This is a genomic window from Streptomyces hesseae, from assembly GCF_031845785.1.
Lineage (GTDB): Bacteria > Actinomycetota > Actinomycetes > Streptomycetales > Streptomycetaceae > Streptomyces > Streptomyces hesseae.
The window spans coordinates 262,013-283,360 of record NZ_JAVRFI010000006.1; the positions used below are offsets into that span (position 1 = coordinate 262,013).

Below are 21,348 nucleotides of genomic sequence, written 5' to 3' on the forward strand. Positions count from 1 at the left end.
GTCACCGGACGGCCGGTTCCGGGAGGATCTCCCGGCGGGCCGCCTCCGGCTCGTGCCACCAGGGGTCCAGGCTCGGCGGGTTGTTGAAGCCCTCCGCGACCCGGCCGGCGAGCCCGGGCTGCCGCTGGGAGGCGTCGAGCAGGTCCACCACATGGGCGGGCGCCGGGGGCAGCAGACCGTTGGTCCAGCGCACGACGTGCCGCGCGTACTCCCAGAACGCCTCGAACGTGGCCGTCATCCAGTCGGCGTCGAAGGGCCGGTCCCCGTGCGCGAGGATCTCCCGCAGATAGACGTCGGCGCACTTGGCGGCGCTGTTGGAGCCCTGGCCGGTCAGCGGGTCGTTGACGACGAGGACGTCGGCGACGCCCAGGACCTTACGGCCCGAGGGCAGGGTGGCCACCGGCTTGCGCACGGTCGGCGTCAGCCGCCCGGCGAGCACGCCGCCCGGGTCGGTGAGCACCGCGTCGGCGGCGCGCTCGGCCTCCCAGGGCAGGAACTCGGCGAGCAGCTTCTTGGTGCGGTCCAGGTGCTCCTCGGGGGAGCCGACGTCCGCGAAGGCGTCCAGGGGACCGCCGGGCACGCCGTTGAGGAAGAGGCAGTCGCAGGGACCGCTCTTCGTCAGCGCCGGGACGATGAAGTACTCGCCGACGCCCGGTATGAGGTTGGCCGAGCAGGCGACGAAGGAGTCGCGGGGGCGCAGGCCGTGGACGTAGGAGACGGCCGCGACGCGCTGCGGGGCGGCGAACGGCGAGCGTTCCTCGTCGCGTTCGAAGATCCCGGCGATCTCGCCCTTGCCGGCGGCGACGAGCACGAGGTCGTGGCTCGCGGCCAGCCCCTCCAGCTCGGCCACGCCCGCCTCGGCGATGCGCAGGTCGCCTCCGGCGGCCGCGAACTCCTCCAGCCAGGCGGCGACCTTGACGCGCTGGTCGACCGACTGGCCCGGGGCCGCGAGCCGGGCCTCGAAGTCGATGGCCTTGACGGCGTCGGGGGCCACGGTGAAGGTCAGGCCCTCGATGGGGGGCGCGATGCCCTCCCAGTGGTCCAGGCCCAGACGGCGCTCGGTCTCCAGGGCGTCGCCGAACATGATCTGCGTCGACATCACCCGGCCGTCGAGGACCTGTCGCGCGGTCCTGTTCGACACGAGGGTGACGTGATGGCCGGAGCGGCGCAGGCCGAGGGCGAGTTGCAGGCCTGCCTGGCCCGCCCCCACGACGGCAATCGACCGTGTGCTGTGCTTCATTGCTTCGCTGTCCTTTCCGGTACTACGTCCGGTACTACGGATTCCGGCCGGTCGGCCTCGTCGTCCGCCCCGTGGTCCGCCTCGGGCGCGCTCTCCGTCGTCATGTGCAGCCCCAGCACCCCGCCGATGATCGCCACGAGACAGACGACCTTGCCGACGGTGATGCTCTCGCCGAACAGCAGCGCCCCGAAGACCACCGCGCCCACCGAGCCGATGCCGGTCCAGACGGTGTAGCCGATGCCGACATCGAGGGTCCTGAGCGCGAGGCTCAGCAGATACACGCCGCCACCGCCCGCCACCGCGGTGATCAGGGACGGCACCAGGCGGGTGAAGCCCTCGTTGGCGGCGGAGCTCAGGGCGAAGACGATCTCGAAGGCGGCCGCGATCAGCAGGAGCGTCCAGGCCTTCGCGCTTTCGCTGCGCTGTACGCCCATCAGGCCGCCCCCATCGACTTGAGGCCGACCACGCCGCCGATGATGGCGGCGAAGCACAGCAGCTTGGCGGGCGTGATCTTCTCCTTGAAGATCACGGCACCGAGGACGACCGTGCCCAGGGCGCCCACGCTCGTCCAGATCGTGTAGCCGACGCTCACGTCCAGCGTGCGCAGCGCGAGGCTGATGAAGTAGATGCCGCCCACGATGCCGACCAGGGTGATCAGCGAGATCCACAGGCGGGTGAAGCCCTTGGAGGCGTTCGCGCCGAGAGCGAAGACGATCTCGAACGCGATGGCGATGAGAAGGTAGATCCAGGCCATGGAGTGGTGACTTCCGAGTGGTTTACGGTGCGGGGACGGGCGCCTCGTCGGCCAGCGAACCGCTGCCGGAGATCGCGGCCCCGGCGGCGAACATGCCGGGGTGCTTGGCGCGCATGCGCTCCAGCAGCAGCTCGTACGGCACGTCGGCGTAGTCGCCGTAGTCCGTCAGGAACTCCATCGCCCGCGCGCCCTGGGCGTCGTACGGGTGGTACACGCTGTCGGCCGTGCCGTCGAACTCCAGCGGGGTCATCCCGTACAGCCGGCACAACAGGCCGTTGAAGACCGGGGTGACGCGCATCCAGCGGCCGTCGAGGTGGACGGAGACCAGGCCGTGGTGGAAGACCTCGCCGCCCACCATGCGCTGGAGCCGCTCCGAGGCGAGGTGGTTGCGCACATCGGCGTAGACCAGCCGGCTGGGGACGCCGACCGAGCGGACCGCCGCCGCGTAGAGCACGGACTTGTGGAGGCAGAATCCCTTTCCGGTGCGGACCACCGAGCTCGCCCGCAGCGCGTCGCGCTCCAGGCTGGTGGCGTACACCTCGTAGTCGACGCCGTCGCGCACGGCGTAGTAGAGCCGGACGGCCTTCCCGGTCGCGGTGGTCTCCTCGTGTGCCCCCGACCGTGCGACGAAGTCCTGGACCTCGGGGGAGTCGTGGTCGAGGAACTCGGTGGGACGCAGGAATTCTGCGAAGTCTGGAGTGCTCATCGTCAAAGACCCATCGTGGTGGCGATGCGGGAGTACTGGATGTCGGTGGTGCCCGAGTAGATCGTTCCGGCGACGGCGTTGCGCAGGTCCTGCTCCAGGCCGTACTCGGCCATGTAGCCGTAGCCGCCGAAGGTCTGCACGGCCGCGACGGCGGAGGCGAGATTGCCCTCGCTGGCCAGGAGCTTGGCGGTGGCGACCTCCACCGTGGCGTCCTCGCCGGCCTCGACCTTCAGCGCCGCCTCGTACAGGGCGGTCCGGGCGGTGTCGGTGGCGACGCGCATCCGGGCGATCCGGTGGGCCACGGCCTGGTGGGAGCCGATGGGCTTGCCGAACTGCTTACGGGTGCGGGCGTAGTCGATCACGCGCTCCAGACGGGCCCGCATCTCGCCGATGTTCACGACGAAGGAGCACAGGACCTCCCACTTCATCACGTGGTCGAAGACGACGAAGCCCGTGCCGACGCGGCCGATGACGTTCTCCAGGGGCACCCGGCAGTCGTCGAAGAACAGCTCGGACAGCGGGGAGGTGCGCAGGCCCATCTTCGCCATCGGGCTGCCCACCGTCAGGCCGGGCCGGTCGCGTTCGACGACGACGGCCGTGATCCCGAAGGGGCTGCCGCGCTCGCCCGTCGAGACGTACACGACGAACAGATCGGCTATGGGGCCGTTGGTGACGAACGCCTTGTTGCCGTTGAGGACGAGGTGGCCGTCCTCGACCCGGCCCGTGGTGCGCAGGGAGAGCATGTCCGAGCCGGCCTCCGGCTCGGAGATCGCGTGGGCGCCGATCACATCGCCCGCGCAGACCGCCGGCAGGAAACGCTCCTTGAGCGCGGGCGAGCCGAAGCGCTGGATCGGCACGCCGGTGCTCACCATGTGTGTGGTGGCCGAGAAGCTCAGGCCCGCGTCGCGGCACGCCTGCCCCAGGCCCTCGAGGACGTACAGGGTGGTGGTGAGCGACTGGCCCAGGCCGCCCCAGCGCTCCTCGAAGGGCAGCCGGAACAGGTCCGACTCGCGCAGCAGCTTCCAGTTGTCGTGCGAGAACTCTCCCGTGCGGTCGCGCTCCAGGTGCCCCTCGCCGAGCCGTTCGCCCAGGGCCGCGACGGCGGCCCGTAGTTCTCGCTGATCTTCCGACCAGTGCATCAGGTACCGACCTTCTCGGTGTGGTCCGGACGGAGGCCGGGGAGGGGAAGTCCCCGGCCTCCCGTCGGGGCGCTCTAGTAGTGGGAGAAGCCGCTCTCGTCGAGGCTGTGCACCTCGTCGCCCCGCAGCGGCGGGTTGAAGACGCTGATCAGGTGGAGATCGGTGTCGGGGTCGGCGATGAGGAAGTGGGCGTCGTGCTCGTCGAGGGCGTAGAGGACGCCGGGCTCGATGGGGAAGCTCTTCGAGCCGTCGGCGCTGACCACCTCGCCCCGGCCGCTGATGCAGTAGCAGGCCTCCAGGTGGCGGCGGTACTGGAGCCGCGACTTGGTGCCGGCGCGGACGAGCGTGTCGGCGACGGTGAATCCCATTCCGTCGGACTCGGTCAGCAGTCTGCTGCTCTGACCGTTTCCCCACTCGACGGTCTGGACCTTGTTCTTTTCACGCGTGAACATTCTGGTTCCTCGTCTCTTCGAAAGTGGTGACGAACGCGTCGATGGCGTTCACGGAACGGAAGTCGCCGGGGGTGATTTCGACCTGGTCGAGCGGAACGGCGTAACGGGTGGTGACCCAGTTGACGACCCGGACCACCTGAAGGCTGTCGATCACGCCCGTCGCCAGCAGGTCGTAGTCGGGATCGAGCTGGTCGGCGGTCAGATCCGGCAGGAACTCCGTGATCAGGAAGCGCTTGATTTCCGTGGGGCGGTCCATGCCCTCTATCCCTTCAGCCGCCGTACGTCGCCGACGGCGGCGCGGTCGTTCTTTCCAGTGGGGCCCTTCGGCAGGGCCGCGTCGGTGATGCGGATGTCGCTCGGTATGGCGGTTCTGGCCAGCCGCCGGGCGCAGTGCTCGCGCAGGGCGAGGACGTGCAGGCCGGAGCCGGCGGTGCGGCGCACCAGCGCCTGGAGCCGTTTGCCCGCCGCCTCGTCGGGGACGGTGACGACCACGGCGTCGGCCACCTCGGGGTGGGCGAGCAGGGCCTGCTCGACCTCCTCCAGGGAGAGCCGCACGCCGCGCACCTTGACCTGGAAGTCGGTGCGCCCGACCAGGTGGAGGGTGCCGTCGTCGGTCCGCCGGACCAGGTCCCCGCTGCGGAACCAGACGCGGGGCCCGTCCGCGTCGGCGCGGCGGACGAAGCGGTCGGCGCCGAGCGCGGGGTCCAGATAGCCGTGCGCCTGGAAGGGGGTGTGCACCAGCAGTTCGCCGGTGCCGGGCCCGTCGACCGGCTGCCCGTCCTCCCCCAGGACCAGGACGCGGACGCCCGGCAGCGGTCTGCCGACCGGCAGCGGGCCCGCGGTCTCCGGGTCGCGGGCCAGCAGCGGCCCGGCGTCGAGGATCAGGCTGTCGTTGGTCTCGGTGCAGCCGTAGACATTGGCGAAGGAGGCGTCCGGGAAGAGCTCCGGCAGCCGGGCGAGCAGCCGCGGCGGCACCGCGTCGCCGGTGAGGACGACATGCCGCACGGATTTCAGCGGCGGGCCCTCCGTACGCTCGGCGTCCTCGGCGAGCAGCCGGTAGAGCAGCGGCACGCCCTGGACGAGGTGGACGTCATGGGCGGATATCAGCTCGCGCAGATGGGCTCCGTCGGTGGCCCGGTCCGGGTCGACGAGGACCACGCGGCCGCCTGCGGCCAGGGTCGTCCACACCTCCAGCAGGCACAGGTCGAAGTTGAGGGGCGCGTAGTTGAGCACCGCCGTGTCCGGCCCGATGCCGAAGTGCTCCGCCGCCCAGTCGGTGAAACGGCCGACGGCGTCGAGCGGCAGGGGCACGACCTTGGGCGTCCCGGTGGAGCCGGACGTGGTGAGCAGCAGGCCCGTCCCCTCGGGGACGGCCGGGGCGTCCGCGAGGGGCGTCAGCGTCTCGACGTGGAGCCCGCCGGGCGCGTCGTAGCCGGGTTCGGCCGTCAGCACCCGCTCGATGCCCGCGCCTGCGGTGAGTTCGCGCAGGGTGTCGGCGCCGAGCTCGGCGGAGGGCAGCAGCACGGGGCGGCCGTCGCGCAGAGCGGCGACGATCAGGGCCAGGGTCTCCGGCGTTCTGCGGGCGGGTACGCACACGGGTGCCGTGCGGTCGCCGCCCAGGTGGCGCAGCCGTTCCTGGAAGACGCCCGCGAGCGCGCCCAGTTCGCCGTAGGGGACGGGTGTGCCGCGCCAGATCAGGGCGGGGGCGTCGGGGGTGTGCCGGGCACGGTCGTCGAAGGCGGCGGTGAGCGGGCTCATGCCGGTATGCCCGTCGCCGCGCCGGGCGCGTCGATCTCCCGGTAGCCGCCGTCGAAGTACACCAGCGGGCGTCCGGGGACGCTGCCGGTGGCGACCACCTTGCCGATCAGGATCGCGTGGTCGCCGCCGCCCACCACGCTCTCCAGCCGGCAGTCGAAATAGCTGAGAGACCCGCTGATGACCGGGGCGCCGGTGACGAACGATTCGGTGGCCACGGACGGGAAGGTGCCGATCGCCCTGCCGTTGCCGCGGGTGGCGAAGTGGCGGGAGACGCGCTGCTGGTCGTCGCGGAGCACACTGACCGCGAAGACCTCGGTGGCCAGGACCGCCGTCACCAGCGGGCTCATCCGCCCGATGGACACGGACACCATCTGCGGATCCAGGGAGAGCGAACCGAATGCCGAGACGGTCTTGGCGAACACTTCGCCGCCATTTCTTGTCGTGACCACCGTGACACCGGACGCGAATTTACCGGCCGCCGCGCGGAATTCCCGCTCCGGGCATTCTTCAGGCTGGGCCCGTACCCGGGACGTCGGGGGTAATGCCATCACTGTCACTGCCATTCCGTGAGGGCTTTTCTCGGGGACGTCAACGACTGTACGAGGTGCGGTGAAGCCGCTTCCACTACCTCTTCGGGTAGTGCCGCCCGGCTACCCGTCCGAGTGGTGACGGGCCCGGGTGGCGGAGTGTCGGCGCAGGTCACGGCCGTTGACAAGGCTCCCCGTGGGGGCTGTTGTACAGATCTACACGGAAGGGGTCGTGATCATGTGCGAGTGTCCATTGTGAAGGGTCGCCGCCCTGTTTAGGGTCCCTTTCATGACTGCATCCTGGCTTGGCCCCGGAAAGGCCGCCGCGGTGGCGCTCACATTCGATGTGGACGCCGAGACCGGTGTGCTCTCCATGGGCGAGAAGTACGCACGGCACGCGATGACGATGACCCATCAGGCTTTCGGCCCCGATGTCGGCGTGCCGCGCATCCTGGGAATTCTGCGCGAACTCGGCGTGCCCGCCACGTTCTTCTTCCCGGGCTGGGTGGCCGAGCGCCGCCCCAATCTCGTGGCGCAGGTGGTGGAGGCGGGCCACGAGATCGCGCACCACTCCTACAGCCATGTGCCGGCGACGTCGATGACGTCCGCCGAGGAACGGAACGACTTCGAGCGCGCCCTGGAGGTCTTCCAGAAGCAGGACGTGCCCGTCCATGGCCACCGCGCCGGGCTGTGGGAGGCGAGCTGGCAGACGGCCTCGCTGGTCGCGGAGTACGGGCTGCTCTACGACTCGTCGATGATGAACGACGACCGCCCCTACCACGTGCCCACCGACAAGGGCGGTGTCGTGGAACTGCCCCCGCACTGGTCGCTGGACGACTGGGAGCAGTACGCGTTCCTGCCGGCGCCGCAGATCGGGTCCATCATCGAGGACCCGCAGAAGACGCTGTCGATGTGGAAGTACGAGCTGGACGCGATGCGGCGTTACAACTCGCTGTTCATGCTCACCAACCACCCCTTCCTCACCGGCCGTCCGGGCCGGGCGGAGGCGCTGCGCTCCCTGATCGAGTACGGCATGTCGCACGGCGACGTGGAGTTCCTGACGTGCCGTGAGATAGCCGAGCGGGCCAAGGCCGACACCTCGCTGGCCACCCGGCCGCTGGAGCAGCCGGAGATCGAGCCCGGGCTCTTCCCCTCGGAGTGAAACGACGAATGCCTCCCGTCCGCCGGACGGGAGGCATTCGTCGTCAAGGTCAGTTGAAGGTCAGTTGATGGACTTGATCAGTTCACCGTCGGCGGTGTCGCCGCCGAGCTCCCAGAAGAACGTGCCGCCCAGGTTCTGCCGGTTCTTGTAGGCCATCTTCCCGGCGATGGTCGACGGGGTGTCGTAGCTCCACCAGTCGTCGCCGCACTTGGCGTAAGCGGTGCCGCCGGCCGTGCCGGTGGCCGGGCAGGTGTTCTTCAGCACCCGGTAGTCCTCGAAGCCGGCCTCGGAGGTGCCCTTCGCGGGGCCGGTGGCCGTGCCGCCCGGGGCGGACTGGGTGACGCCGGTCCAGCCGCGCCCGTAGAAGCCGATGCCCAGCAGCAGCTTGGACGACGGGATGCCGAGCGACTGGAGCTTGGTGATGGTGGCGTCGGTGTTGAACCCGGCCTTCGGGATGCCGTTGTAGGACGTCAGCGGCGAGTGGGGGGCGGTGGGGCCCTTGGCGTCCCAGGCGCCGAAGTAGTCGTAGGTCATGGGGTTGTACCAGTCGACGTAGCGCGCGGCGCCCGCGTAGTCGACGGCGTCGATCTTGCCGCCGGAGGAGGCGTCGGCGGTGATGGCCGCCGTGACCACGCTCTTGCCGCCGAACTTCGCGCGCAGCGCGGCCATGACGTCGCGGAAGGCGGTGCGGCCGCTGGTGTCGCAGGTCAGCCCGCAGGCGTTGGGGTACTCCCAGTCGATGTCGATGCCGTCGAAGACATCGGCCCAGCGCGGGTCCTTGACCAGCCCGTAACAGGACTCCGCGAACGCGGCGGGGTTCTTCGCCGCCTCGCCGAAGCCGCCGGACCAGGTCCAGCCGCCGAAGGACCAGACCACCTTGAGGCCCGGGTGGAGCTTCTTGAGCTTGCGCAACTGGTTGAAGTTGCCGCGCAGGGCGCCGTCGTCCCAGGTGTCGGCCTTGCCGTCGACGCTGCCGGCGGCGTCGTAGAACTTGTCGTAGTCGGCGTAGGCGTCGCCGATCGCGCACTTGCCGCCGGTGACATTGCCGAAGGCGTAGTTGATGTGGGTGAGCTTCGCGGCGGAGCCGGAGGTCTCGATGTTCTTTACGTGGTAATTGCGCTCGTAGACACCCCAGTTGGTGAAGTAGCCGACCACCCGGTGGCCGGCGGAGGTGTCCGTGGTGTCGTCGGCGGTGGCCGGGCTCGCGGTGAGGCCGCCCGCCAGCAGGGCGGCTCCGGCGGCCACCGCCGTGAGCCAGGCGCGGGCGCGCTGTCCGTACGGTCTGGGCATGAGGTTCTCCTCGGTGGGGGAGGAACGTGCTCTTGGCATGGACGCGTTGAACGGTGGGGAAACCGTAGGAGGACTAGACCAATACGGTCAATGGTTCGTACCAAACCGAGCAAACATTCAAGATCGGCGGACCGGTGACGCGGGGCCCCCGATCGGGCATACTCCAACCCGCCACAGCCGCAGGTCGCGCGTTTCCGCGACCCGGCGCGCGACCATCGGCTGGGCATCCACGGCAGCGTCGCCCCCACCCCCGGGCGGCCTTCGCCGCAGCGCCCGACAGGGAGGAGAGCCACCGCCATGACCGATCACGGACCGCAGCCGGTGGAACGTCAGCTGCCCACGGAGGAGGCCCGCGACCTGCTCTCGCTCGTGCGGGACCTGGTACAGCGGGAGATCGTGCCCACCGCGGCCGAGGAGGAGGACGCCGGGCACTTCCCGCGCGAGGTCTTCGGACTGCTCTCCGCGTCGGGGCTGCTCGCCCTGCCGTACGCCGAGGAGTTCGGCGGCGGCGACCAGCCGTACGAGGTCTATCTCCAGGTGCTCGAGGAACTCGCCGCCGCCCGCCTCACCGTGGGCCTCGGCGTCAGCGTCCACACCCTCGCCTGCCACGCCCTCGCCGGCTACGGCACCAAGGAACAGCGCCGGACGCACCTGCCCGCCATGCTCGGCGGGGGCCTCCTGGGCGCCTACTGCCTCTCCGAACCCGCCGCCGGCTCCGACGCCGCCGCCCTGCGCACCCGCGCCACCCGCGTCGGCGACACCTGGACCATCGAGGGCACCAAGGCCTGGACCACCCACGGCGGGATCGCCGACTTCTACACCGTCCTGGCGCGCACCGGCGGCGAGGGAGCCCACGGCATCACCGCGTTCCTCGTGCCCGGCGACGCCCCGGGCCTCACGGCGGCGCCGCCCGAGCGGAAGATGGGCTTGAAGGGCTCGCCCACCGCCCAGCTCCACTTCGACGGGGTCGAGGTCGCCGACGCGCGGCGCGTCGGCGACGAGGGCCAGGGCTTCGCCATCGCCCTGTCCGCCCTCGACTCCGGGCGGCTCGGCATCGCCGCCTGCGCCGTCGGCGTCGCCCAGGCCGCCCTCGACCAGGCCCTTGCCTACACCACCGAACGACGGCAGTTCGGCCGCCCGGTCGCCGACTTCCAGGGCCTGCGGTTCATGCTCGCCGACATGGCCACCCAGATCGAGGCGGGCCGCGCGCTCTACCTCGCCGCCGCCCGGCTCCGCGACGCGGGGCGGCCCTTCGCCAAGCAGGCCGCCATGGCCAAGCTCTTCTGCTCGGACGCGGCCATGCGGGTCACCACCGACGCGGTGCAGCTCATGGGTGGCTACGGCTATACGGCGGACTTCCCCGCGGAGCGGTATATGCGGGAGGCGAAGGTTCTTCAGATCGTGGAGGGCACGAATCAGATCCAGCGGATGGTGGTGGCCCGGCACCTCGCGGGGCCCGAGTCGCGCTGACGGGGCCCCGTAAGGGGCGCGGGACAGCATCGATATGCGGCTGCCGCCGCGTGGGCGCGACCAGCCAGGACCGGCCCGCACTCAGCGAGTGAGCTTCGCCAGCTCCGGGACGTGCTCCTCGGCCGCCCCGGGGCCGGTGACACTCGCCGTGTCCTTCAAGCCCGTCGCGGTGCCGATTGCCACGATCGGCCCGCCGCCCGCGCGCGAACGCGCCATGCCGCGGGCCGCCGCGACGCCCACCGCCGACGACGGCTCCAGGAAGAGCCCGCGCGCCGCCAGTGCCCGGTGCTCGGCCATGAACTCCTCGGTGGGCACGGCGAGCGCCGCCCCGTCCGCGCCCCACAGCGCGTCCAGCCCCTGCCACACCGGACGGCTCTCGCCCAGTGAGAAGGCGGGGGAGGGCGCCGGGTCCACCGACACCCGCTCCTGCTCCGCCCGTCCGGCGAGCGCTAGGGCCGCGCTGTACGGGGCGGCGCCCGCCGGTTCGGCCGCGACCAGCCGGGGCGTACCGGTCACCAGCCCGGCGGCCCGCAGCTCACGGAAGCCACGGGCGATCCCGGACAGCAGATCGGCCCGGCAGGTGGGCACCACCACGGCCCCCGCGCCCGCACGGAAACCGGGCACGTCCCGGGCGAGCTCGTACGCGACGGACTTGTAGCCCTCGTTGGCATAGGCGTTGCCGCCCGGGGCGGGCGTGGCGTAACTGGTCAGCGGATACCAGCCGAACCGCTCGACGGCCTCGCGCATCGCCGCGTTCCGCGCGGCCGTGTCGTCCCGGACGACCCGTACCGCGCCCAGCGCGTCGATCTGCGCCCGCAGTGGCCCGGGGACCTCGCCCGTGGTGAACACCACACAGCGCAGGCCCGCCCGGGCGGCGTACGCGGCGACGGCCGCGCCCGCGTTGCCCGAGGAGGCCGCCGCGACCGTGTCCGCGCCGGCGGCCAGCGCCGCCGCGACGCCCACGGCCATCGCCCGGTCCTTGTGCGAACCGGTCGGGTTGGCGCCCTCGTACTTCACCCACAGCCCGTCCGGCCCGTCCCCCGGCAGGGACACGAGGGGCGTGCCGCCCTCGCCGAGCGTGACCGGGGCGGCGACGGGCGCCGACAGCGCCGAGGGCCATCCCCACGGCCCGCCCGGATACGTCTCCAGGGACAGCCCCGACAGATCCGCGAGCGGCGGCACGGGGTTGGCGCCGATCCCCTCCTCCCGGCAGGCCGCGCAGCCGGAGAAGTCCTCGGCGGCGGCACCGCAGCGCGGGCAGTGGAGGGGAATCGGCAACGGCACGCGAACTCCTCAAGGGTCGTCAGGCCCCGCGCGTGGCGCGAGGCCCCGACCGTAGCAGTCCGCTCCCGCCCCCGGATGACCCGCCGTCAGGAGCGGCGGCCGCCCTGCTCCGGCACCCGCAGCGGGCGCGAACCCGGCCCCCCGATGTGCGAGAACGGCTGCGTCCGCCAGTCCAGGCTCTCCGGCAGCGTCAGCAGCAGCGCCGCGTCCAGATCCTGGGCGCCCTGCGACTCGTCGGCCGGATCGGTCTCCTCCACACCGCACCCCGAGCCCGGGCAGACCGTCAGCCCGAACGGATCCCATGGGGACGGGCACAGCGCGTGCTCCGGAAGCACGTCCTCGTCGGCGAGGAGCGCGATGGGCCGCGCGCAGTCCGGGCACATCACCCGGAACATCTCGTAGGTCTCCTCGTACAGACCACCGTCGCCGTCGGTTTCCAGGCGTTCCAGGCTGGGCATGGTGTGTTTTCCCCCTCGGATGGACCGGCCGGGCACCTCGGCCGCGGCCACAGCAAGCACTTCCCGTACGACAAGGCGGGTAATCGCCGCGCACGGGAGGACACGGGTGCACGTCTGTGGCATTGGTCACAGGCTCCGCGCGCCTGTGGCGCCGTCGACTGTGCCCGGCGCGCCAGGAACCAGTAGGTTGACCCGTGTGGAGGAGCTCGACAAAGAGATCGTGGAACTGCTCGTCAAGGACGGGCGGATGAGCTACACCGACCTGGGCAAGGCCACTGGCCTGTCCACCTCGGCGGTGCACCAGCGCGTGCGCCGGCTCGAACAGCGGGGCGTCATCCGCGGCTACGCGGCGGTCGTCGACCCCGAGGCCGTCGGGCTGCCCCTGACCGCCTTCATCTCGGTGAAGCCGTTCGATCCCAGCGCGCCCGACGACATCGCGGACCGGCTCGCGGAGATCCCCGAGATCGAGGCGTGCCACAGCGTGGCGGGTGAAGAGAACTACATCCTCAAGGTGCGGGTCGCCACGCCGCTGGAGCTGGAGCACCTGCTGGCGCGGATCCGTTCGCTGGCGGGCGTCTCGACCCGGACGACGATCGTGCTCTCGACGCCGTATGAGGCGAGGCCACCGCGGGTGGGGTGACCCAAGGGGTAGCCCCGGTTTCGGGAAGGGGCGTGGCTGGGGAGAGACTGATCCTCATGAGCGAGCCCACCACCGTGCTGCTGCGCAACGGCAACGTCTACAGCCCCGCCGACCCCTTCGCCACCGCGATGATCGTGGAGGGCGACAGCGTCTCCTGGGTCGGCTCCGAGGGCGCCGCCGATTCCTTCGCCGACGGCGTCGACGAGGTCGTCGACCTGCGCGGCGCGCTCGTCACCCCCGCGTTCACCGACGCCCACGTGCACACCACCTCCACCGGCCTCGCGCTCACCGGCCTGGACCTCACCGGCGTGCCCACGCTCGGCGCCGCCCTGGAGCGGGTGCGGGCGTACGCCGCCGCGCGCCCCGCCGACCGGGTGCTGCTCGGGCACGGCTGGGACGCGAGCATCTGGCCCGACCGCCGACCCCCGTCCCGCCGGGAGCTCGACGAGGCCACCGGCGGCCGGCCGCTCTACCTCACGCGTACCGACGTCCACTCCGCCGTCGTCACCACCGCCCTCCTCGACCTCGTCCCCGGCGTCCGCGAGCTGTCCGGCTTCGCCGCCGACGCCCCGCTGACGGGCGACGCCCACCACGCCGTGCGCACCACCGCGCACGCCTCCCTCGGCCCCGCCCAGCGCACCGAGGCGCAGCGCGCCGCGCTCGCCCGCGCGGCGGCCCTGGGTATCGGCTCCGTCCACGAGTGCGCCGGTCCGCTGATCTCCTCCGAGGAGGACTTCACCGGGCTGCTGCGGCTGGCCGCCGAGGAGCCCGGCCCCCGGGTCACCGGCTACTGGGCCGAGCGGATCACCACCCCCGAGGAGGCCGACCGGATCCGCGCGCTGGGCGCGCTCGGCGCCGCCGGCGACCTGTTCGTGGACGGCTCGCTCGGCTCGCACACCGCTTGCCTCCATGAGCCGTATGCCGACGGCCCCGGTGGCGCGGGCAGTGCCAATCTGGACGTCGCCGCCGTCGCCGCCCACGTCGCCGCCTGCACCGAGGCCGGTATCCAGGCCGGTTTCCACGCCATCGGCGACGCCGCGATCACCACTGTCGTCGAGGGCGTGCGCGCCGCCGTCGAGAAGGTGGGCCTGGAGCGCGTCCGCGCCGCCCGGCACCGGGTCGAGCACGCCGAGATGATCGGCCCCGAGCTGATCGCGGGCTTCGCCGAGTTCGCCCTCACCGCCTCCGTCCAGCCCGCCTTCGACGCCGCCTGGGGCGGGGAGGAGGGTATGTACGCCGAGCGCCTGGGCCGCGAGCGGGCCCGTACGCTCAACCCGTACGCGGCCATGCTGCGCGCCGGGATCCCGCTCGCGCTGGGCTCCGACAGCCCCGTGACCCCCCTCGACCCCTGGGGCACGGTCCGGGCCGCCGCCTTCCACCGCACGCCCGAGCACCGTGTCTCGGTCCGGGCCGCCTTCACCGCGCACACGCGCGGCGGCTGGCGGGCCGTCGGCCGGGACGACGCGGGCGTCCTGGTGCCGGGCGCGCCCGCGGACTACGCGGTCTGGGAGACCGGCGACCTGGTGGTCCAGGTGCCCGACAGCCGGGTGGCGAACTGGTCCACCGACCCCCGCTCCGGCACCCCCGGCCTGCCCGACCTCACCCCGGGCGCCCCGCTGCCGGTGTGCCTGCGGACGGTCGTGGGCGGGCGGACGGTCCACGCGCGCCCGAACGAGTGACGCGCCAAGATCCACGTACCGCCGAACGACGTCCCCCGGGCCGCCCCAGCACGGCCTCATCTACCGTACTGACCTGCCGATTTGAGCGACACACGCAGGTCGCGAGGGTGTTGACACACTCCGGGCGGCGGCCGGTAGGTTCTCCGCTGTCCACCAAGGACGTCCGACCGGGGAACCTCCACGCAGTCGTCGAACGCCGCTGGGCCATGGGGCGGTGCGCCGGGAAGGCGGCCCCGCCACTGGGAGCCAGGTCCAGCGCACGGGGGCGAGGGAAGGTTCGGCCGGGCCGGCAGGTGCGACCCGGGTGGGGCCCGGACGTTCAGTAGACAACGGCTCTCGGCCGACCGCAGCCGGCGGTTCCGGGAGTCGGCCCGAAGGACACCGGGCCCCCATTCCGACCCGAGCGCGGGGCGGGCGATCGTCGCCCCTGCGGGCCGCGAGCACGCCCGACCGAGGTACGGTCGTCAGCTGACACCCCTGCCAGCTCCAGGAAGAAGCGACCGTGCCCTCGGGTCCCGAAACCACACCGGAAGCCGCCCTGGCCCCGCCGCCCCCGGCCCCCGTGCCGCGCCCGGGCCGGGCGGTCCGCCTGGCCCGGCTCGCCCGCCGCGAGGCGCGACGCACCGCCCTGGCGGCCGTCGCCGGGCTCGCGCTCGCCCTCGCCTTCCCCCCGTACGGCCTGTGGCCGCTGTCGGTGGCCTCGGTGGCCGCGCTGGCCCTGCTGACCCGGGGGCGCACCGTCCGCCAGGGAGCCTGGACGGGCTTCGCGTTCGGGCTGCCGTTCTTCTTCTTCCTGCTGCGCTGGCTGCACGTGGTCGGCTACGACGCCGTGCTGGGCCTGTCGGTCGTCGAGGCGGTCTTCCTGGCCGTGCTCGGCGCCGGGCTCGCGCTGACCTCCCGGCTGCCCGTGTGGCCGCTGTGGGGGGCGTGCCTGTGGATCGCCGAGGAGTGGGCGCGGGACCGGACGCCGTTCGGCGGCTTCCCCTGGGGCCGGCTGGCCTTCGCCAACACCGGCTCCCCCTTCACCCCGCTCGCCGCGCTGGGCGGGGCGCCGCTGGTGAGCTTCGCGGTGGCCCTGGCCGGCGGGCTGCTGGCGTACGCGCTGCTCGCCGCGTGGCGGCTGCGGGGCGGCCCCCGGGGCGTACGGGCCGTGCTGCCCGCCGCCGGGGCGCTCGGGACGGCCCTGGTGGTCGCGCTCGCCGGGTACGCCGTGCCGGTGCCCACGAAGGGGGACGACACCGTCAGCATCGCGATCGTCCAGGGCAACGTCGAGAAGCCCGGCATGGACTTCCTCGGCCGCCCCCTGATGGTGCTCAACAACCACGTCGACGCCACGCTCCAGCTGGCCCGGGACATCAAGGCGGGCAAGGCGCCCAGGCCGGATCTGGTGATCTGGCCGGAGAACTCCTCCGACCTCGACCCCTTCCAGTACGCCGAGGCCTACGACCGCATCCAGGAGGCGGTGCGGGCCGTGGGCGTCCCCGTCCTGGTGGGCGCCCTCGTCGACCACCCGGGCAAGAGCGGCTACATCGACAACAAGGGCATCGTCTGGGACCCGGTGACCGGCCCCGGCGCCTCCTACTCCAAGCAGCACCCGGTGCCCTTCGGCGAGTACGTGCCCTTCCGGGACCAGCTGAGCAAGGTCATCACCCGGCTCCAGCGCGTCCCCCGCGACTTCTACCCGGGCGACCGCACCGGTGTGCTCCAGGTCGGCCCGGCCCGGCTCGGCGACGTCATCTGCTTCGAGGTGGCCTACGACGAGATCGTCCACGACACGGTGGCGGCCGGCGCCCGCGCCCTGGTCGTCCAGACCAACAACGCCACCTACGGCCGCACCGGCCAGCCCGAGCAGCAGCTGGCCATGAGCCGGCTGCGGGCCGTCGAGCACGGCCGGGCCGTGGTCACGGCCGCCACGAGCGGCATCAGCGCGGTCGTCGCCCCCGACGGCCGGGTGCTCCGGCGGAGCGAGGAGTTCACCCGTGATGTGATCTCCGCGCGCATCCCCCTGCGTGACGGCACGACCGTCGCCGACCGCGTCGGTGCGGGCCCGGAATGGGCGCTCGCTATGGTGGGTCTTCTGTCCTGCGCGGCCGCAGTCCTGACCTCCCGTCGGGCACGGTCGGACGAGACCTCGAACCGGAAGGGCCAGTAGTGCCAGAAGTGAACGACGGTGGTCAGCGGAGATTCGGTCCGCTCGGCACGACCTTGGTGATCATCCCGACCTACAACGAGGCGGAGAACATCAAGCCCATCGTCGCCCGGGTGCGGCAGGCCGTGCCGGAGGCGCACGTCCTCGTCGCGGACGACAACAGCCCCGACGGGACCGGAAAGCTCGCCGACGAGCTGGCGGCCGAGGACGAGCACGTCAAGGTGCTCCACCGGCAGGGCAAGGAGGGGCTCGGCGCCGCCTATCTGGCGGGCTTCCGCTGGGGCCTGGACAACGGCTACGGCGTGCTCGTGGAGATGGACGCCGACGGCTCCCACCAGCCGGAGGAGCTGCCCCGGCTGCTCACCGCGCTCAAGGGCGCCGACCTGGTGCTGGGCTCGCGCTGGGTGCCCGGCGGCCGGGTCGTGAACTGGCCGAAGTCCCGCGAGATCCTCTCCCGGGGCGGCTCCACCTACTCCCGGCTCATGCTCGACGTGCCGATCCGTGACGTCACCGGCGGCTACCGGGCCTTCCGCAGGGAGACCCTGGAGGGGCTGGGCATGGAGGAGGTGGCCTCCCAGGGCTACTGTTTCCAGGTCGACCTCGCCTGGCGCGCGGTCAAGGCGGGCTTCCACGTGGTGGAGGTCCCCATCACCTTCGTCGAGCGCGAGCTGGGCGACAGCAAGATGAGCCGTGACATCGTCGCGGAGGCGCTGTGGCGGGTCACGTCCTGGGGCGTCGGCTCCCGGGTCGCCAAGGCGACCTCCAAGGCCCTCGGCAAGGAGCGGTGACGGCCCTCCGGGGCCGGTAAGGACCCCATAAACGCGCGCCGGCCGTCCGGCCGCCGTCCAGGCACACTTGAGGCATGACGTTCGGAGCGCAGGAGCAGCAGCAGACGTTGAACAGCCGGCCGCCGGGCCGCGGCCGGGCCCGCAGGCTGGTCCCCCTCGGCGTGGCCGTGTGGGCGGTCCTGGAGATCTGGCTGCTGGTGCTGGTCGCGGGTGCGGCGGGCGGGCTCACCGTGTTCGCCCTGCTGGCCGGGGGAGTGATCGTCGGCTCGTATGTGATCAAGCGGGCCGGGCGGCGGGCCTGGCAGCGGCTGAGCGGCTCCTTCCAGCAGGGCGCCGCCCCGCGGGCCCCGCAGGACGGCGAGGGCGGCGGGAACGCCCTGACGATGCTCGGCGGGCTGCTGCTCATGGTGCCGGGGCTGATCTCCGACATGGCCGGGCTGCTCTGTCTCTTCCCGCCGACGAGGGCGCTGATCCGCAGGACCGCGGAGCGGAAGCTGACCGGCTACACGGCGCAGGCGGCGCCGGGGACGCTGGGAGACGCCTTCCAGCAGGCGCAGCGGGCACGGATGCGGCAGCCCGACGGCAAGGTCGTCCAGGGCGAGGTCATCCGTGAGGACCGGCCGCCGTCCCCGCGCACGGACGACCCCCAGCTGCCGCGCTAGCCGGCCGTCCAGGGCATGAATAAAAGGGCCCGGGCCACTGCGAGAGCAGTGGCCCGGGCCCTTGATCGTGCGAATGGAAACGCGCGGGACCGCCGTCAGGCGGACTTACGCGTGTCCCGCGGATGCACGGCGATGTTCATGGCGCCGGAGCGCAGGACGGCCAGCCTCTCGGCCAGTACCTCCTCCAGCTCCTCGCGGGTGCGCCGCTCCATGAGCATGTCCCAGTGCGTACGCGCGGGCTTGCCCTTCTTCTCTTCGGGACCATCGCCGTCCACGAGGAGTGCCACGGCGCCGCACGCCTTGCACTCCCACTCCGGCGGAATCTCCGCCTCTACCGAGAACGGCATCTCAAATCGATGGCCGTTCGGGCATGCGTACTCCACCGCCTGGCGCGGTGCCAGATCGATGCCGCGGTCGGTCTCGTAGCTGGTCACCACAAGTCGCGTGCCGCGGAGAGCTCGCTCACTCATGAATTCGTGCCTCCCGGGCTTGTCGCCCACAGGACAGGTGTCGCTGTCGTCGTCATCCGGTCAACGTCCGGTCGGCGGTGAAGATTCCCCGTTGAGGGACATGCGTCGCCCGTCGTGCCGCCCCTTGTTGTACCCACCAGCGCCCCTTTTGTCACATCTGGCAATAGATGTCACCCTGTGCTGTTGCTACTTGAGCGCGCAGTAACGGTCCGTCCGGCGGGTCAGAGGCGTACACTACCGGCCCGGCGGTTTCGCGCCTAAACCGGGTCCGGTGCGTCCTGCGTGGACCTGGCCTGATCAGTGGCCTCCGGCACGTCCGCCGAGCGTGCCACCGGTATCGTCGGCCGCCGCTCGGCGGGGGCGAAGAAGCGCAGGAAGAACTGGGCCAGAGGCCCGATGCACACCGCGAAGAGCGCCGTGCCCACGCCCACCGACCCGCCCAGCGCGAAGCCGGTCGCCAGCACTGCCACCTCGATAAAGGTCCGCACCAGCCGCACCGACCACCCCGTCCTGCGGTGGAGCCCCGTCATCAGCCCGTCGCGCGGGCCCGGACCGAAGCGCGGCGTGATGTACAGCCCCGTGGCCGCCCCGCACAGCACCACCGAGAACAGCAGCAGCGGAATCCTTATCCACAGCGAACCCGGGGTGGGTGTGATGCTCAGTGTGGCGTCCATCACCAGGCCGATCATCAGCACATTGGAGACCGTGCCCAGCCCGGGGCGCTGCCGCAGCGGGATCCACAGCAGGAGCACCAGGGCGCCGATGCCGATCACCACCGTGCCGATCGACAAACCCGTATGCCGCGCCACGCCCTGGTTGAGCACATCCCAGGGGGCCAGCCCCAGCCCGGCGCGCAGCTGCAACGCGCAGCTCACCCCGTACAGCACAAGACCGGTGTACAGCTGGACGAGACGGCGGGCCAACCCCGGACTCCGGGGCGCGGAAACGTGCGCGGACAAGAGAATCCCCCCTGTGGTGGTGCGAGTGGCCTGAGGCATGACAGTCTGTGGACTGGATCGAACATTGATCCATGGCCAATCCCGGAAAGGTGGACTGCACGCGATGACCCAGTGGACTTCTTCGGTGGGGGCGCCGCAGCTGGCCCGCCTCCTCGGCTCACCCCACAACCGCGACACCGTCACACCGCTCGGCGGCCGGCGCACCCCCGCCTACCGCTCCCTGGCCGACCGCATCCGGCTTCTCGTCCTGGAGGGCCGCGTCCCCGTGGCCGCCCGGCTGCCCGCCGAGCGCGAACTGGCCGCCGCCCTCTCCGTCAGCCGCACGACCGTCGCCGCCGCCTACGAGGCCCTGCGCGGCGAGGGCTTCCTGGAGTCCCGGCGCGGCGCCGGCAGCTGGACCGCGGTGCCCGCCGGAAACCCGCTGCCCACCAGAGCCCTGGACCCGCTGCCGCCCGAGGCCGCCGGCTCCGTGATCGACCTCGGCTGCGCCGCCCTCACGGCCCCCGAGCCCTGGCTCACCCGCGCCGTCCAGGGCGCCCTGGAGGAGCTGCCGCCCTACGCCCACACCCACGGCGACTACCCGGCCGGCCTGCCCGCCCTGCGCCAGGCCCTCGCCGACCGCTACACGGCCCGCGGCATCCCCACCATGCCCGAGCAGATCATGGTCACCACCGGCGCCATGGGCGCCGTCGCCGCCATCTGCCGGCTGATGGCCGGGCGCGGCGAGCGGGTCGCCGTCGAGTCCCCCTCGTACGCCAACGTCCTCCAGCTGATGCGCGAGGCCGGCGCCCGGCTCGTCCCCGTGGCGATGGCCGGCGGCCTCGCCGGCTGGGACCTGGCCGCCTGGCGCCAGGTCCTGCGCGACGCCGCCCCCCGCATGGCCTACGTCATCGCCGACTTCCACAACCCCACCGGCGCCCTCGCCCCCGAGGAGCAGCGCCGGGCGCTGGTGGAGGCGGCCCGGGCCGCCGGCACGCTGCTCGTCGCCGACGAGACCATGTCCGAGCTCGCCCTGGACCCGGACGTCGAACTTCCGCGTCCCGTCTGCGCCTTCGATCCCGCCGGAAACGCCGTCATCACCGTCGGCTCGGCCAGCAAGTCCTTCTGGGGAGGCCTGCGCATCGGCTGGGTGCGCGCCGCGCCCGAGGTGATCCGCAGCCTGATCGCCGCCCGCGCCTACGCCGACCTCGGCACGCCCGTCCTCGACCAGCTCGTCGTCACCTGGCTGCTCAACACCGGGGGCTGGGACGAGTCCATCGCCATACGGCGCGACCAGACGCGCGAGAACCGCGACGCGCTCGTCGCGGCGGTCCGGCGCCACCTCCCCGACTGGGAGTTCACCGTCCCCCGCGGCGGCCTCACCCTCTGGTGCCGCACCGGCGGCCTCTCCGGCTCCCGGATCGCCGAGGCGGGCGAGCGCCTGGGGGTACGGGTGCCGTCCGGTCCCCGCTTCGGCGTCGACGGAGCGTTCGAGGGCTATGTGCGTCTGCCGTTCACCGTGAACGGCGCCGTCGCGGAGGAGGCGGCGGCCCGCCTCGCCGAAGCCGCCCGCCTGGTCGCGAGCGGTGCGACGGCGGCGGTGGAGATGCCGCGCACGTACGTCGCCTGACGGGCCGGGGGCTCCGGGGGCGGAGCCCCCGGGCCCCGTAGGGCGAGGGGCTTCGCCCCGCCCAGGCCCGTCCGGGGCTATGGGGTTTCCACTACCGGGGTGGCCCGGGGCGAAGCCCTCGGGCCCGACCCCGGGGGCCGGTCGGAGCCCAA

22 protein-coding genes are annotated in these 21,348 nt (G+C 72.3%); 8 read left to right on the plus strand and 14 right to left on the minus strand.

What is annotated here, in order from left to right:
- Position 1 precedes the first annotated feature (1 nt).
- From RM609_RS13045 to RM609_RS13085, 9 genes are all read right to left on the minus strand, one after another.
- A complete protein-coding gene (locus RM609_RS13045; RefSeq protein ID WP_311610586.1) occupies positions 2-1,240 on the minus strand; it encodes a styrene monooxygenase/indole monooxygenase family protein in 1,239 nt (412 codons plus the stop codon).
- Positions 1,237-1,674 (minus strand): DMT family transporter, encoded by a 438-nt coding sequence (locus RM609_RS13050; RefSeq protein ID WP_311610587.1) that lies wholly within the window; start codon positions 1,672-1,674, stop codon positions 1,237-1,239. The genes RM609_RS13045 and RM609_RS13050 overlap by 4 nt, the downstream gene beginning before the upstream one ends.
- A complete protein-coding gene (locus RM609_RS13055; protein ID WP_126913236.1) occupies positions 1,674-1,994 on the minus strand; it encodes a DMT family transporter in 321 nt (106 codons plus the stop codon). Before RM609_RS13055 ends, RM609_RS13050 begins: the two co-directional genes overlap by 1 nt.
- Positions 1,995-2,016: 22 nt before the next feature.
- Positions 2,017-2,700, minus strand: a complete 684-nt coding sequence (locus tag RM609_RS13060) for a transglutaminase-like domain-containing protein (RefSeq protein WP_311610590.1) — start codon at positions 2,698-2,700, stop codon at positions 2,017-2,019.
- A gap of 2 nt (positions 2,701-2,702) precedes the next feature.
- Entirely contained in the window at positions 2,703-3,839 is a 1,137-nt protein-coding gene (locus tag RM609_RS13065) for an acyl-CoA dehydrogenase family protein (RefSeq protein ID WP_311610592.1), read from the minus strand.
- A 74-nt stretch (positions 3,840-3,913) separates the two neighbouring features.
- Entirely contained in the window at positions 3,914-4,291 is a 378-nt protein-coding gene (locus RM609_RS13070) for an ectoine synthase (RefSeq protein ID WP_311610593.1), read from the minus strand.
- Positions 4,278-4,547, minus strand: a complete 270-nt coding sequence (locus RM609_RS13075) for an acyl carrier protein (RefSeq protein WP_311610594.1) — start codon at positions 4,545-4,547, stop codon at positions 4,278-4,280. Before RM609_RS13075 ends, RM609_RS13070 begins: the two co-directional genes overlap by 14 nt.
- A gap of 5 nt (positions 4,548-4,552) precedes the next feature.
- On the minus strand, positions 4,553-6,049 hold the full coding sequence (locus RM609_RS13080; protein WP_311610596.1) for an AMP-binding protein: 1,497 nt from the start codon (positions 6,047-6,049) through the stop codon (positions 4,553-4,555).
- On the minus strand, positions 6,046-6,597 hold the full coding sequence (locus RM609_RS13085; RefSeq protein WP_311610598.1) for a flavin reductase family protein: 552 nt from the start codon (positions 6,595-6,597) through the stop codon (positions 6,046-6,048). The genes RM609_RS13080 and RM609_RS13085 overlap by 4 nt, the downstream gene beginning before the upstream one ends.
- A 268-nt stretch (positions 6,598-6,865) precedes the next feature.
- On the opposite strand from RM609_RS13085, the gene RM609_RS13090 reads away from it, so the two are divergent.
- Positions 6,866-7,738 carry a polysaccharide deacetylase family protein gene (locus RM609_RS13090; protein WP_311610600.1) on the plus strand — a complete coding sequence of 291 codons (873 nt, stop codon included), beginning with the start codon at positions 6,866-6,868 and terminating at the stop codon, positions 7,736-7,738.
- Between the two features lie 60 nt (positions 7,739-7,798).
- On the opposite strand, the gene RM609_RS13095 is transcribed toward RM609_RS13090, so the two are convergent.
- Positions 7,799-9,028 carry a glycoside hydrolase family 18 protein gene (locus RM609_RS13095; RefSeq protein WP_311610601.1) on the minus strand — a complete coding sequence of 410 codons (1,230 nt, stop codon included), beginning with the start codon at positions 9,026-9,028 and terminating at the stop codon, positions 7,799-7,801.
- Positions 9,029-9,325: 297 nt separating this feature from the next.
- Between RM609_RS13095 and RM609_RS13100 the strand changes: the two genes are divergently transcribed.
- Complete coding sequence (locus tag RM609_RS13100; RefSeq protein WP_311610602.1) at positions 9,326-10,498, plus strand: acyl-CoA dehydrogenase family protein; 1,173 nt, start codon at positions 9,326-9,328, stop codon at positions 10,496-10,498.
- A gap of 81 nt (positions 10,499-10,579) precedes the next feature.
- Here RM609_RS13100 and RM609_RS13105 read toward each other — a convergent pair whose 3' ends face one another.
- Together RM609_RS13105 and RM609_RS13110 are read right to left on the minus strand one after the other, a co-directional pair.
- Positions 10,580-11,782 (minus strand): threonine synthase, encoded by a 1,203-nt coding sequence (locus RM609_RS13105; RefSeq protein WP_311610603.1) that lies wholly within the window; start codon positions 11,780-11,782, stop codon positions 10,580-10,582.
- 86 nt (positions 11,783-11,868) lie between these two features.
- Entirely contained in the window at positions 11,869-12,240 is a 372-nt protein-coding gene (locus tag RM609_RS13110) for a hypothetical protein (protein WP_311610604.1), read from the minus strand.
- A gap of 196 nt (positions 12,241-12,436) precedes the next feature.
- Between RM609_RS13110 and RM609_RS13115 the strand changes: the two genes are divergently transcribed.
- The 5 genes from RM609_RS13115 (at position 12,437) to fxsA (ending at position 18,158) form a co-directional block, all read left to right on the plus strand.
- Entirely contained in the window at positions 12,437-12,880 is a 444-nt protein-coding gene (locus tag RM609_RS13115; RefSeq protein WP_311610693.1) for an Lrp/AsnC family transcriptional regulator, read from the plus strand.
- Between the two features lie 56 nt (positions 12,881-12,936).
- The gene (locus RM609_RS13120; protein ID WP_311610606.1) at positions 12,937-14,559 is read left to right on the plus strand and encodes an amidohydrolase; all 1,623 of its coding nucleotides are present in this window, start codon (positions 12,937-12,939) and stop codon (positions 14,557-14,559) included.
- 502 nt (positions 14,560-15,061) lie between these two features.
- Positions 15,062-16,711 carry an apolipoprotein N-acyltransferase gene (lnt, locus tag RM609_RS13125; RefSeq protein WP_438828426.1) on the plus strand — a complete coding sequence of 550 codons (1,650 nt, stop codon included), beginning with the start codon at positions 15,062-15,064 and terminating at the stop codon, positions 16,709-16,711.
- Between the two features lie 8 nt (positions 16,712-16,719).
- Entirely contained in the window at positions 16,720-17,496 is a 777-nt protein-coding gene (locus RM609_RS13130) for a polyprenol monophosphomannose synthase (protein ID WP_311610696.1), read from the plus strand.
- A gap of 74 nt (positions 17,497-17,570) precedes the next feature.
- Positions 17,571-18,158 (plus strand): FxsA family membrane protein, encoded by a 588-nt coding sequence (fxsA, locus tag RM609_RS13135; protein WP_311610607.1) that lies wholly within the window; start codon positions 17,571-17,573, stop codon positions 18,156-18,158.
- A 95-nt stretch (positions 18,159-18,253) separates the two neighbouring features.
- Here fxsA and RM609_RS13140 read toward each other — a convergent pair whose 3' ends face one another.
- Complete coding sequence (locus tag RM609_RS13140; RefSeq protein ID WP_004948858.1) at positions 18,254-18,628, minus strand: RNA polymerase-binding protein RbpA; 375 nt, start codon at positions 18,626-18,628, stop codon at positions 18,254-18,256.
- Positions 18,629-18,885: 257 nt separating this feature from the next.
- Positions 18,886-19,626: a membrane protein YczE gene (gene yczE / locus RM609_RS13145; RefSeq protein ID WP_311610609.1), complete on the minus strand. Its 741-nt coding sequence runs from the start codon at positions 19,624-19,626 to the stop codon at positions 18,886-18,888.
- A 64-nt stretch (positions 19,627-19,690) separates the two neighbouring features.
- On the opposite strand from yczE, the gene RM609_RS13150 reads away from it, so the two are divergent.
- Positions 19,691-21,196 carry an SCO1417 family PLP biosynthesis transcription factor gene (locus tag RM609_RS13150; RefSeq protein WP_311610610.1) on the plus strand — a complete coding sequence of 502 codons (1,506 nt, stop codon included), beginning with the start codon at positions 19,691-19,693 and terminating at the stop codon, positions 21,194-21,196.
- Positions 21,197-21,348: the final 152 nt, after the last annotated feature.